Annotated in this window: 10 protein-coding genes and 1 rRNA gene; 7 read left to right on the top strand and 4 right to left on the bottom strand. The window is 51.8% G+C overall.

The window, feature by feature from the left end:
- Positions 1-166: ribosomal RNA gene (locus ACK5LI_RS14480) — 16S ribosomal RNA — on the bottom strand; the annotation flags it as partial.
- A gap of 453 nt (positions 167-619) precedes the next feature.
- On the opposite strand from ACK5LI_RS14480, the gene ACK5LI_RS14475 reads away from it, so the two are divergent.
- From ACK5LI_RS14475 to ACK5LI_RS14450, 6 genes are all read left to right on the top strand, one after another.
- Positions 620-1234 (top strand): hypothetical protein, encoded by a 615-nt coding sequence (locus ACK5LI_RS14475; protein WP_416950611.1) that lies wholly within the window; start codon positions 620-622, stop codon positions 1232-1234.
- Positions 1235-1245: 11 nt separating this feature from the next.
- Positions 1246-1779, top strand: a complete 534-nt coding sequence (locus tag ACK5LI_RS14470; RefSeq protein WP_416950609.1) for a hypothetical protein — start codon at positions 1246-1248, stop codon at positions 1777-1779.
- A gap of 15 nt (positions 1780-1794) precedes the next feature.
- Entirely contained in the window at positions 1795-2814 is a 1020-nt protein-coding gene (locus ACK5LI_RS14465) for an ABC transporter permease (RefSeq protein WP_416950625.1), read from the top strand.
- 10 nt (positions 2815-2824) lie between these two features.
- A complete protein-coding gene (locus ACK5LI_RS14460; protein ID WP_416950623.1) occupies positions 2825-3688 on the top strand; it encodes an ABC transporter permease in 864 nt (287 codons plus the stop codon).
- Between the two features lie 135 nt (positions 3689-3823).
- Positions 3824-5437, top strand: coding sequence for a DNA repair protein RecN (locus ACK5LI_RS14455; protein ID WP_416950607.1), 1614 nt, complete (start codon positions 3824-3826; stop codon positions 5435-5437).
- 36 nt (positions 5438-5473) lie between these two features.
- Entirely contained in the window at positions 5474-6970 is a 1497-nt protein-coding gene (locus tag ACK5LI_RS14450; protein WP_416950605.1) for a hypothetical protein, read from the top strand.
- A gap of 97 nt (positions 6971-7067) precedes the next feature.
- Here the strand turns inward: ACK5LI_RS14450 and rnr are convergent, their stop codons facing one another.
- The 3 genes from rnr to ACK5LI_RS14435 all read right to left on the bottom strand — a co-directional run bounded on the left by rnr (position 7068) and on the right by ACK5LI_RS14435 (position 12183).
- Positions 7068-9788, bottom strand: a complete 2721-nt coding sequence (rnr, locus tag ACK5LI_RS14445) for a ribonuclease R (RefSeq protein ID WP_416950603.1) — start codon at positions 9786-9788, stop codon at positions 7068-7070.
- 390 nt (positions 9789-10178) lie between these two features.
- Positions 10179-11420: a tetraacyldisaccharide 4'-kinase gene (lpxK, locus tag ACK5LI_RS14440; RefSeq protein WP_416950601.1), complete on the bottom strand. Its 1242-nt coding sequence runs from the start codon at positions 11418-11420 to the stop codon at positions 10179-10181.
- 61 nt (positions 11421-11481) lie between these two features.
- Positions 11482-12183 carry a Bax inhibitor-1 family protein gene (locus ACK5LI_RS14435; protein WP_416950599.1) on the bottom strand — a complete coding sequence of 234 codons (702 nt, stop codon included), beginning with the start codon at positions 12181-12183 and terminating at the stop codon, positions 11482-11484.
- A gap of 282 nt (positions 12184-12465) precedes the next feature.
- Here ACK5LI_RS14435 and ACK5LI_RS14430 point away from each other — a divergent pair, with 282 nt between their 5' ends.
- Entirely contained in the window at positions 12466-12813 is a 348-nt protein-coding gene (locus tag ACK5LI_RS14430) for a DsrE family protein (RefSeq protein WP_416950597.1), read from the top strand.
- Positions 12814-12817: the final 4 nt, after the last annotated feature.

Raw genomic sequence — 12817 nt, 5'->3', positions numbered from 1 at the left:
TTAGCAGTCGTTTCCAACCGTTATTCCGGTGATACAGGTAGATTATCCACGCGTTACTCACCCGTGCGCCACTTTACTCATCCCCGAAGGAACTTTCACGTTCGACTTGCATGTGTTAAGCACGCCGCCAGCGTTCAATCTGAGCCAGAATCAAACTCTCCAGTTAAAAAACTGTAAAGCCATTCTTAATGGCCAAATAAAGCTGAACTTATTTCCTGTCCAACTCGCTATTTAATTGTCAAAGAGCTTCAATACTCGCCAAGCGAAGAAAAAAGTCGTTCAACTCAGCGGGTTGCTTTTCTAGATCAACCCGTTTTCGGAGTCAACAACTTTTTTACTTTTCTTTTCGAAAACTGCCGAAGCAGGATTCTCTCAATGAGCGTTTGTTTGCGCCTCGTTGACGCGAAGTGGGAATCTATCCTGAACCGAAAAAAAGTCAACAGCTTTTTTCAAAAAAGCACAATTACAACCTCAACTATCTGTGATAAAAAGATTTAAAACACAAAAAAGGCTTTTATCCACGCTTGCTGTCCTGTCCAATTACTCCACTGTCGGCTCTGGCGCGTAACGCCAAGATACGCTACATACAAAAACCACTTCCAAATAGATGGAGAAACGAATGGGCTTTTTAAACGCAAGCAGCAGTTTTACTCGATTTAAGATTACTGATGAAATCTCTAAGGAACTTTGGGGACAGATTCCTGAAAAGCTGAAGCAGTTCGGTTTTAAGGAAATAGAGGATAGCGCAGACGAACGCGGATGGGGCTGGGTGTGCTTCGACGACATGTTAGACGCATGGTGGCGGACAGCTCCCCCTGAGAAAGGTCACTACCTGACCTTTTCGCTACGCCTTGATACTCGCCGTATATCTGCGGCAGTTGTAAAAAAGCACCTTACACTTGCCCTGCGTGAAGAAGAAAAGCGCAATCAGGAGCAAGGTAAAAAATTCATCTCCCGCGCACGGAAAACTGAACTTAAGGAGCAGGTCAAGCTCAAGCTGATGGCTCGCACCCTCCCCGTTCCTGCAGAGTTCAATGTTGCGTGGAACATGCAGACAGGGGACGTATTTTTTGCGTCTACTCAAGGCAAGGTTGTAGATTTATTTACGGACTACTTCACCCTTACCTTTGATCTGCATCTGGAGCAGCTAACTCCTTACTCCCTTGCTCTGAAGCTGCTGGGGGACGAGGTTCAAACCAAGCTTGACTCCATTGAACCTACCAGCTTTGCATAACGAGGATACTGATGAGTGATACTCCTTATATGGGTGAGTTGACCGACGTAATTCTGGGACAAGAGTTTCTTACCTGGCTCTGGTTTAAAAGTGAGGCCGGAAGCGGCCAGTTCCGCAACTCTGAGGGCGTAACCTTCGGAGTATATATGGAACAGCGGATTTCTGTTCAGGGTGGCGAAGGTGAAAGCCTTGAGACTGCGACAGTTTCCGGCCCGATGTCTGAATTGCGCGAAGCGCGGCTGGGCCTTTCCACCGGCAAGAAAGTAAACAGGGCATTGCTGCGTATTGAACGCGATGCGGACACATGGTCCGTGTCATTAAAGGCAGAAGACTTTCAGCTGAACAGTATGAAAACGCCCGTCATTGAAAAAGACGGCGAAGATGATGATCCTGACGGAGCTTTTCTGGAAAAAATATACCTCATCGAAAGCTGCCTCGGCTATATTGATGAAGTGTACAGGCAGTTTTTAACTGTGCGCCTTTCCCCTGCCGACTGGCAGGAGGAGGTCAAGGCTTTCCGGAACTGGCTTGCTGACGGAGAATAACCTTTGAGTGAAGCCATAGTTTGCGCTCCATGCTCGCGGCTTGCCGCGTTAGCCTTGCGGCTGGGTAAACGACTTTTGTGGGTGTTGCTCGTTTTCTGGGGCATCACCCTCATCAGTTTCGCCGTGATTCATCTCGCTCCCGGTTCTCCTACCGACATGCAGACAACCATGAATCCTCTTGCAGGGGCTGATGCCCGCGAGCGGCTGGAAAAGCTCTACGGGCTGGATCAGCCGCTTCATGTCCAGTACGGGCAATGGGTTTCGCGCCTTGTCAGGCTTGATTTCGGCATGTCCATGTCAGGCGATATGCGCCCAGTCTGGGACAAAATTGCAGAACGCCTGCCTCTGACTGTGGGGATGAATCTGGCTTCCATGTTTCTGACTCTGGCAATAGCCGTTCCCATAGGTATTGCTTCGGCACACTGGCAGGGCCGCTGGTTTGACAGGCTGAGTACGGTATTTGTTTTTGTCGGCTTTGCCATGCCCGGATTCTGGCTGGCGTTGCTTCTTATGATGCTGTTCGGCATTCATCTTGGCTGGCTGCCGATTTCAGGTCTTACTTCTCTTGATTACCACTCGCTTAGCACTACCGGCAAGATTCTGGACATCACAAAGCATCTTGCCATGCCTCTTTTCATATACACTTTCGGCAGTCTTGCCGGTATGTCCCGATTCATGCGCTCATCCATGCTTGAAGTGCTCCGTCAGGATTACATCCTTACTGCCAAGGCAAAAGGATTGAGTGCGAAGGTTGTCGTTTTCAAGCACGCACTTCGCAATGCCTTGCTTCCTGTCATTACAATTCTTGGCCTTTCCATTCCCGGACTTATCGGCGGCAGCGTCATCATTGAGTCAATTTTTGCTCTGCCCGGTCTGGGCCAGCTTTTTTACGGTGCGGTTATGGCACGGGATTACCCGCTGATTATGGGCAACCTTGTGCTGGGTGCTATACTGACACTGGCTGGTAACCTGCTTGCAGACTTATGCTACGGGCTGGCTGACCCGCGCATTCGTGCAAATTCGGAGGAGCGCTGAGATGCTTAAAATGCTCTCTTCCGCCTTCAGTCGTGTCCGCGCTACCATTTTTTCGCGTCGATTATGGGGCCGCTACGGCATGTTATGGTCAGGCAGCCTGATTGTAGGCACCATGTCGGTTCTTGCAATACTGGCTCCGTGGTTAGCTCCGCATGACCCGACAGTGCTGGACGTTTACGCTATTTTACAACCGCCCAGCACTGCGCACCCGTTTGGCACTGACGCTCTCGGGCGGGATATCTTGTCGCGCATGCTTTACGGCGCCCGCGTGTCATTATGGGTAGGCTTTGTGGCAGTGGGCATTTCCGCCAGCATCGGTACTGTACTGGGGCTGATTGCCGGATATTTCCGCGGAATTGTCGATGAACTCATCATGCGCTTTGTCGACGTCATGCTTTGTTTTCCTTCGTTTTTTCTGATTCTTGCCGTCATCGCTTTTCTTGAGCCAAGTCTTGGTAACATAATGATTGTTATTGGCCTTACGTCATGGATGGGTGTTGCACGCCTTGTACGAGCTGAAACGCTAACATTGCGGGAAAGAGATTTTGTTGCCGCTTCACGCCTTGCCGGTGCCGGAACAGCACGGATACTCTTCATGCACATTTTGCCGAATGCCATTGCTCCTGTGCTGGTAGCTGCTACGCTGGGTGTGGCCGGAGCTATTCTGACAGAAAGCGCACTCAGCTTTCTGGGGTTAGGCGTACAACCGCCAATGCCAAGCTGGGGCAACATGCTGATGGAGGGTAAAGACGTGCTGGAATTCGCGCCGTGGTTATCGCTTTTTCCAGGAACTGCTATCTTGATTACAGTATTGGGGTATAACCTGCTGGGCGAAAGCTTACGGGATATATTTGATCCCCGTTTGCGCCGCTGATTCCTGCGCAGTCTGATATTACAGGTGGTTTGAGGGAAGACCCCGTTTTACCCTCTTGCTACGGTATGTTGTAAATTGTAGACACAGACATTGAGTTTTTCATCAACCCTGTCACCTGCTGTGATGCACACTATCATGCTAGAACTGCTACGAATCCGAAATCTTGCACTTATTGAAGATATGGAGCTGGAGTTCGCTCCCGGTATGAACGTGCTGACCGGTGAAACCGGCGCCGGTAAAAGTTTCATCCTGAAAGCGCTCAATTTTCTGACCGGCGACAAACTGTCTGCCGAGATTGTCCGTGCCGGAAAAGACAAGGCCACAGTTGAGGCTCTGTTTGCCATGCCGGACGGCGACCTGATCATCCGGCGGGAACTTACCGCAGACACCGGCCGCAGCCGCCTGTATATTAATGACAAATTAAGCTCACAGGAAACTGTGCGCGATCTGCGCAGCAGCCTTATCGTGCACACTAGCCAGCACGGTCAGCAAAAACTGCTGCAACCGGCGTTTCAGGCAAAGTTACTTGATCGTTACATGAACCGACCGGACCTGCTGGAAGAACGCGACAGCCTGCTTAAAAAACTACGTCAACTTGCTGAAACGCGGGAAGAGTTGCTGGAACGAAGCAAATCACTTTCGGAACGTCGTGAACTACTTGAATTTCAACAGCAGGAAATAGCCAAAGTTGATCCGCAGCCGGATGAAGAAGGCGAGCTGTTGGAACGTAAACGAATTTTAAGCGGACAGACCAAATCGCGCGAGCTTGTGGACGAAGCCATTAGTATTCTGGGTGATTATGATGGCGGAGTGATTCCCGCATTGGGCAATCTGGAAACGATGCTTAAACAGCTTGCCGTAATCATGCCGGATTACGAAGAAGATGCAACGGCACTTTCTGACTTCCGGCAGGTTATGCATGATCTGGAAGGTCGCCTGCGTCGTCAGCCTGTGTATGATTCAGATGAAGAAGGGCTTGAGGAAATTGAAGCCCGCCTTTATCAGCTCGCGCAATTAAAGCGCAAGTTGAAACGCTCGTTAGAAGAAATTGTTGATCTGCAACATGAAATAGAGGAAAACTTATCGTTCCTTGATTCCTGCGAGCTTGATCTGAAGCAGTTAGCCAGACAGGAAGATGACGAGCGCAAAAAACTTGCAGCGTTACTCGCAAAGCTGAATCCGGCACGCCGTGAAGCCGGCGAACGCCTTACTGCAGAGATCGTTCAGGAATTAAAGGGAATTGGATTTTCCGAGCAGGTACAGGTACGTTTTACGTATACGCCGCATAAACTTGCGGAAGGCTGTGAAGAAGAACGCGCCAGCATGTTGTGGTTACCCAACCCCGGCCAGCCGCCGCAGCCTCTTGATAAAATTGCATCCGGCGGCGAGCTTTCGCGCTTTTTACTGGCAGTTGTCGGCTTACTTTCCCGTGACGAAGCTGCAACTTTGATTTTTGACGAGGTGGATTCCGGTGTTGGCGGCCTTACGCTGAACAGTGTCGCGCAGCGTCTGCAAAAGCTTGCCTCTGACAGGCAGATGCTGCTGATTACCCATTGGCCGCAACTGGCTGCCAAGGCAGAACGGCACTTCCATGTACGTAAAGAAGTATCTGATGACACCACCTACACTTACTGCCAGCCACTTGATTCCCGCGGGATAAGTGAAGAGCTGAGCCGCATGGCAGGTGGCGGGCAGCAAGGGGACGCTTTTGCAGGCGAATTGCTTACACCTGTACCTTCCGGGCGCTGATCACATCAGCTGAAAATAACGGCATAAGGAGCAACAATGACAGCTACAGAGCAACCGCTGCAGGAGGAGCGGCTGTCCGCCTATGTGGCCAAACTTCAGCAGATGAAGGAAAGTCGCGCGGTTCGGGAAATTCTTGAACGCGAACTCCTGCTTGAATTTATCCGACTGAACCAAAGCCGTATCAACGAATTTCCGCTTATTGAAACTCAGCAGCGCTCAATATCAGAACTTTTTACTCTTCGCGGTCTTGAAGATCCTTTATATGAGCACGTTAAAGCCATCATCGGGAATTTTATCCAAACGCTGAACAGATACGGCAAAGCTCTGGAAAACTCTGATGAAGATTCACGGAGAAGTCTGATTCCGGACCTCAGCAATCTGGAAGTGCTTCTGGTCAAATGCATTCAGGGTGTTGTGTACATCACCGCCCTGACGCTTGATAACGTTGCTGAAACACTTGCCACATATTTTGGCGATGATGCCTACAAAGCCATTGATGACATCACCGTACAGGAAGAACTTGGCGTACGCTTCTGGCAACGGCACATTGAGCACTTCATAGGCAAGACAGTTGAATCTGCCTTTGTCAAAATGGTCAGCGAAGAACGTTTTACGTTGCGCAAAGAAGGAAACATGCTTGCCATGACCTATCGTTTTGATGATCTGCTAAGCTACCTTGGCGCGACACCTGCCCCCCCTGACAAATCCCGCATTCAGCAACAGTTTGAAAATCAGGAAGCTGACTTTGAAACCAGAAAGAACCGTAAGCTTGTTCTTGATTACCTGCGTGCAGAGTTTTCCGACACGGGCAAAGGGTTCAGTACTACGGACATCGGGCATATAGGCCAGTTGGTGTGCATTGACCCGAGCAGCAGGCAGCTTAGTGCCGCGCTCACGTTTCTGCATACAGGCATCCAGCCCGAAGGCATGGAACTTACGCGGGAGCAGGCTGTTTTTATAACGGAGCAGGTTCAGGCTCTGGCATCAGGCATGGCAATCGGGCTGAACGTCATGCGCGAAGATTTTTTACGCGCCCCGCAAATGTTTTCCGCAAAGGAAATTAACGCCATACGCAATATGCTTGGCCCTTTCGACTTAAACGGCCTGCATCGTGTTCTTGGCTTTATGCTGGAAAGCCAGTTTATGGCTATTCTTCGCCAGCGATTTGGCGAAGATGCAGGCAAAATGCAGGTCCGATCCCTACGTGAACGCAGAGTCGCAGCCAGCCAGGTACTAGCGCTGGAAGATCTGGGCATGAACCGTATCCGCCGCAACAAATTGTGGCGACAGGACCCTGATGCCAACGATTATATGCTGTTCCAGATGCACACCGTACAGGAGTTGCAAAGACTGCTACAGCTGTTCCAGATGGAATCGCCTCTCGTACGTGCCGTGGCAAAACTGTGGGAAACGGCTCGTTTTAAACTGGAAATCAAGGTGGGGATTAATCTGGATCTTCTTTCACGCACCACCACCAACCTGAACCAAAAGCTGGCAGAAATTCTGAGCAGGTTTGGCATCAGCAGCTTATAAAGCCAACCTGTTTTCTTATCGTAAAAAAATATGCCCCGAGCCGTATGACACGGTCCGGGGCTTTTTTTAAATCAGAACTATACGCTGTCGGCTTGACCTATCGCTTATTGCCAGCCTTACGCGTTGTGCTTTTAGTGCCGGAGGCTTTCTTTCCGCCAGTCTTTCTACCGCCGGTTTTTTTTCCCGCAGGCTTTGCTGAACCGTTTTTTGTTGCTGCACCAGCCTCATTGCGCGAATGACCGCCACGTTTGGGTAGCCGTTGCTGGGGGATGTCATCAAAGACATCTTCATCCAGCACAAGAGCCCCATCTTCATTTCGAATAAGCAGCTCTTCAGATTCCGTGCAATGAGCCTTGCCCTGCGGCGCAACATCTCCCCCACGAGTATGTTCAGGAGGGAGAAAATCTTCATGGTCTGCAGCATCCTTACCTTCGGCACGCAGTCTCTGCTCTGCGGCTCTGGCTTGTGCCGCCACGGTCATCCCGCTCTTTTCATAGCGAGGCTCATCAGCACGGGTCTTGTCATTGCGAGGCCCGCCATTACGCGAATGACGGTTTCTTTCAGCCCCGTATCCCCGATGACCCCGATCTTCCCGACCGTGCCTGTCACCCTTGTCGTTGCGCCTGTTACGCGCTCCGGTTTCAAAGACAGCAACGTCGTTACCCGTTTCCGGATATTCGAGCAGCTCGAAATCAATTTCCAGCCGAGGCACATTCACCGAGGCAAGGCGAACTTTTACGGACTGTCCCAGCTTGAAGATACGTCCTGTCCGCTCGCCCATCAACTCCTGACGTTCCGGCACAAACTCATAGTAATCATCATGCAGTAAGGAAAGTCGTACCAATCCTTCTGCCATGATCTCTTTAAGTTCCACCCAGAAACCGAAATCTGCAACACCGGAAATAACGCCGGTAAATTCCTCACCGACTCTGTCACGCATGAAGAGCACCGTAATACGCTTAAGTATTTCCCGCTCTGCCTCCATGCCTGCACGTTCACGAATATTCAACTGATCACCGATGCGCAGAAGAGAGCGCGAACGCGGCGGAGGCGTTGCCCCCTTCACACCCAGCGCATGTTTAAGAGCTCTGTGCACAACAAGGTCGGCATAGCGCCTGATGGGCGAGGTAAAGTGGCAGTAACAATCAGAAGCAAGGCCGAAATGCCCCTCAAAATCAGGAGTATACCGAGCTTGCATCATGGTTCTCAAAGCCATTCTGTTAACCAGAAATTCCTGATCTGTGCCTTCCGCGGCGTGCAGAAGCGTCTGCAACTGCGCGGCCCCAGCCTCTGCAGGGACTTTATGCGCCAGAGTCGTGCCCCGCATCAGGTCAAAAAACTTTTCCAGTTTATCAAGGTCCGGTGCGGGGTGGACGCGGTACAGGAAGTCCGCTTCTTTTTCCGTCAGGAAACGCGCTACGGCTTCGTTAGCCGCAATCATGAACTCTTCGATGATCTGATGCCCGAAATGACGCACACGCCGCCCGATATCCACGGCTTCGCCATATACGTTGAATACAATTTCAGGTTCCGGCAGATCAAAATCCAGAGATCCCTGAGCGCGCCGATGCCCTTTAAGCACACGGGCCAGCTGCTCGGCCTGTTCTAGCATGGGCAGCACCGGCCCTAGCAACTTGCGTTCATGGGGTTCTTTCAGCAGTACGGCCCTGTTCACCTGACCATATGTCAGACGGGCCTTGCTCTCGATGACCGCAGGATAAAACTTGCTCTTTCCGGGGGTACCGTCTGCATAAAAATATACTTCCGCCACCATGGCCAGACGCGGCACACGGGGATTAAGGCTGCACAATCCGTTAGAAAGCGCCTCCGGGAACATGGGTTCCACCGATTGCGGAAAATAATACGAGTTGGCGCGGGTAACCGCCTCTTCATCAAGAGCCGATCCCGGACGCACGTAGTGGCTTACATCTGCGATAGCCACCCACAAACGCCAACCGTCATGCTGCTCTTCTACATATACGGCATCGTCAAAATCGCGGGCTTTAGCTCCGTCGATGGTGACAAAACCCATATGGCGCAGGTCAATGCGATCGGTAAAATCTACTTCGGAAGGCACATCCGGCAGCTTTTTAGCTTCTGCGATAGCTTCCGCAGGAAATTCCGTAGGAACATTATGGTTCAGCTTAACCAGCATTTCCTGCGTGGATACATCGTCTTCCACACCAAGACTTTCCACTGCGACCCCTGCCCACAGGCTAGGCTCAAGTCGCTTGCCCGGCTCAACCAGAAGCAGTTCGTTTTTACGCGGCTTGCTTTCCAGCTCGCCTCTGTTCACCAGCATACTGAAGCGCAAACGGGTATCTGTGGGCTGAGCCAGTACACCAGCTTTACCCATCAGCTTAACCACACGCACAGGCACCAGTTCATGCCCGCGTTCAAGCACGCGTACAATGCGCCCTTCCGGCTTTCTGCCCGCCCTTTCGGAAAGCAGCGCGACAACAACCTTGTCACCGTGCCATGCGTCGCCCATCTGTGCAGGGCTGATAAAAATATCCGCGCGACGTTTGTCTTCGGGCAGAACAAAACCCACACCGGAACGTTGCAGTTCCAGAATGCCGGTTACCATCTTCAACTGCTCGGCTAGCCCCCACGAGCCGCCGCGCAACTGCAGAATGCGTCCTTTGGCGCGTAGTTCATCCAGCGCATCTTCCAGCGCGTTCCTGTAACGCTTGCTGATGCCAAGCAGACGGAAAAAGTCGTGCAGCTTCAGCGGGCGCTTTTCTTCTTTAAACAACTGGAGCAGATCATGACTGCTCACCGGCAGGCTTTCAGCCTGTTTTCTTTTCTTTTTAGCCATAAATACCTCTGGTTACGCGATGACCTGGCCACCTGAACCATATAAATTTTTTTTGTAGCTTACGCATTCGGCGCAAGCTGTATATCTATTCTATGGGTTACACTGGAGATGTTTGCTTTTACACACTGCAAAAAAATCTTACCGCAGGAGGGTATGGTTAAACAGAAGTACGCGGCTAGACGCTTAAGCCTTCTCCCTTATTCCGCTACACCCGTACTACCCGTAATATTTTGCAATGCCCTATATCGCGCCAACACCGGAATAATTTCAGCTACTTTCGCATCGCAAGCGAAAAAGCCAGCGTTCCTAAGATGCATACCAGTATAACTTTTTTAATGCAGCATCATGATTCCAGCAACCTGAGCCTTCAGACAATTATCTGCGGTAGAGCTATCTGCGCCCCTGCCCTGCAATAGCTTCCCACCGGCTCTGCCACCATTTAGCAAAAACAGAGCAGTCAGAATGCATCGCGGCGTCTGCAACAGTATGCTGCCCGTCATGCAGGTCTTCGGGGTAAGTCTTCCGGCTCCCGCTTTCAGAGATATCAAAAGACTCCGCTATGGCTATCCCCTCTCCTGATGCCCCGCCTGCGCCATACCCGTCATTCCTCTGCCCGCCATCACGGCTCCAGACAGAATGAAATACGGTCTCCAGCGCAAATGTCCACACAGGTACATCATATCGCCCTGCCAGCTTTACAGCATCTTTGGGAGTACACACCAAGGGCATACCTTCAGTAGCCATACGGCGGATATCCGCATCCGTGTAACTATGATGATCTGCAAAAGCATGGTGCACGGCAGGTGCATACCCGAAGAACAGCTCTGCAGTCCGTGCCACCTGTGCAGGCTCGCCCACGCCGCTGAAGAGCACATACGGCTGCCCGTCCAAATCACTGGCAGTATCAGGTTCAACATGTCCTCCTGCCTGTGCGACGAGTCGCAACCCACATGGACGCAGTGAAAAACCGAAAACAGGAACATCATACTGCCCCAGCCGCTGCCCGAGGCTCCCCCTCATGCGGGAAAATTCGTCAGCAGACGCTTTTATACAAAAGGCATCTGCACGACTCAATGCCTCCGCACCTTCGCGCCACGAACCGGAAGGAATCACTCTCCCCCATTCCGCACCAAGGTCATCCTGTTTCAAAAGTACCAGATCAACATCACGGCGGACTGCAAGGTGCTGAAACCCGTCATCAAGCACGAATAAGTCAGGAGACAGATTGTTCATGGCCCACTCTGCAGCTCTCGTTCGTATCGGGTCCACAACAATACTCGCCTGCGGACAGTTGCGCGCAAGCATCAGCGGCTCGTCACCGGCTTCTTGCGGCGGGCTGTCCGGCATAACTTGATAAGGCAGGCACGGCGGCTTTGCCTTGTAGCCGCGGGTCAGCACAACAGCATGAAGCCCGTTCTGCGCGGCCCAGCGCAGCAGCCATTCCGCCACAGGCGTCTTGCCGCTGCCGCCCCAGCCGATATTACCGACAGAAACACACGGCACGCCGCACTCGTAGGCAGGACGCCTGCCGGATTCAAAAGCGTTACGGCGGACACGCATTACAGCGCTGTATCCTGCTCCGAAAGGCCGCAGGAGCGGGTAGAGTTTTTTTTGCAGCGGCAAGGATGACATTTATAAAAACAGTCCCACAAAAAAGGGAGCCTTTCCTGCTCCCTTTGCGTTGTTATTCAAGCTAGTCCCGTGCCCCCCCAAAGAGCCGCAGAAGCATAAGGAACAGGTTGATGAAGTCCAGATACAGTCGCAACGCGCCAAGAATGGTGCCACGGCGGATCGCCACAGCGTCATCCATGGGGGCGGTTTCGCCCATTTCACGCAACTGCTGGCTATCGTACGCGGTAAGACCGGTAAACACAATGACGCCGACAGCGCTGATTACCAGTTCCATCATGCTGCTGCCGATAAAAATATTCACGATAGAAGCAATGATGATGCCGATAATCCCCATAAACATGAAGCTGCCCATGGAGGTCAGGTCACGCTTGGTGGTCAGGCCGTAAATGGTCATGGCTCCGAACATGGCCGCGGCAGTTGCAAACGCCTGGAATACGGAAGACGCAGCATACACCAGCAGCACGCTGGAAAGTACAACGCCGTTAAGCGCGCTGTACACCATAAACAGAGTAGTGGCTGTACCGGCAGACATGGTGCCGATGCGGGCCGAAAGGTAAAACACCAGCCCCACAAGGCCGATCATCAGAATAAGCGGCAACATGGGGGTGCCGAAGATAAGCTGGACAAGAGCAGGGCTGCTGGCCACGGCAAACGCTGCGATAGCGGTTACGCCAAGACCTGCGGCCATCCACTGATACACGCCGCGCATAAAGGCATTAACAACTTCGGTGCGGCTCTGGCTACGCTGAGCAGTTCTCAACATTGTAGGTATCCCTCCTTGGGAAACATCTGGTACATGATTAGCTATCTTTTACGCTCTGACCTGACAGATTGCAGAAGCATATAAAGTTATATTGCGTCAGCACAACATCCGCAAACTCTCAGAGTCCGGATGCAACGCCGTCGATAGTATGGGTAACAACGGATTGCCCCCTTGGCAAGGGTAGAACATTATGGAACAATACCTGCCGTAATGAATAAAGCCCTTTGCCTGCCTCTCATCCGAAGCGGCAAGCAGGGTTATGACATTAATACGGAGGCACACATGTCTTACTCGATTGTCTTCCATGTCGATCTTTTTGACGACACACGACTTGGCCTTGCTCTGACCAATATCGACAACTACCTGAATGCTCTTTCCGGCAAAGAGTTTGAGACCGTTATGGTAGTGAACGGCCCTGCGGTACAGCTTTTTAAGGCTGACGGTGGTGCCCATGCAGAACAGATAACGCGCCTGCAACAGCGCGGGGTATCCTTCCGCCTGTGCGCCAATGCCTTGCGTAAATTCGATATTGCCGAGGCAGCCCTTGTGCCGGGATGCGCTGTTGTCCCCGCAGGTATTGTTGAGATTGTTGAGCTTCAGCAAAAAGGCTTTGCCTACGTAAAGCCGTAGTCTG

The organism is Oleidesulfovibrio sp. (genome assembly GCF_047973035.1).
GTDB lineage: Bacteria > Desulfobacterota > Desulfovibrionia > Desulfovibrionales > Desulfovibrionaceae > Oleidesulfovibrio.
The sequence above is the reverse complement of the archived record's forward strand: the minus strand, read 5'-3'. Positions and strand labels throughout refer to the sequence as shown.

What these genes read in the sequence shown, in the direction of transcription:
- ACK5LI_RS14470 (WP_416950609.1), top strand. Translation starts at nt 1,246, where the DNA reads ATGAGTGATACTCCTTATATGGGTGAGTTGACCGACGTAATTCTGGGA.
- ACK5LI_RS14460 (WP_416950623.1), top strand. Translation starts at nt 2,825, where the DNA reads ATGCTCTCTTCCGCCTTCAGTCGTGTCCGCGCTACCATTTTTTCGCGT.
- rnr (WP_416950603.1), bottom strand. Translation starts at nt 9,788, where the DNA reads ATGGCTAAAAAGAAAAGAAAACAGGCTGAAAGCCTGCCGGTGAGCAGT.
- ACK5LI_RS14475 (WP_416950611.1), top strand. Translation starts at nt 620, where the DNA reads ATGGGCTTTTTAAACGCAAGCAGCAGTTTTACTCGATTTAAGATTACT.
- ACK5LI_RS14455 (WP_416950607.1), top strand. Translation starts at nt 3,824, where the DNA reads ATGCTAGAACTGCTACGAATCCGAAATCTTGCACTTATTGAAGATATG.
- lpxK (WP_416950601.1), bottom strand. Translation starts at nt 11,420, where the DNA reads ATGTCATCCTTGCCGCTGCAAAAAAAACTCTACCCGCTCCTGCGGCCT.
- ACK5LI_RS14430 (WP_416950597.1), top strand. Translation starts at nt 12,466, where the DNA reads ATGTCTTACTCGATTGTCTTCCATGTCGATCTTTTTGACGACACACGA.
- ACK5LI_RS14450 (WP_416950605.1), top strand. Translation starts at nt 5,474, where the DNA reads ATGACAGCTACAGAGCAACCGCTGCAGGAGGAGCGGCTGTCCGCCTAT.
- ACK5LI_RS14435 (WP_416950599.1), bottom strand. Translation starts at nt 12,183, where the DNA reads ATGTTGAGAACTGCTCAGCGTAGCCAGAGCCGCACCGAAGTTGTTAAT.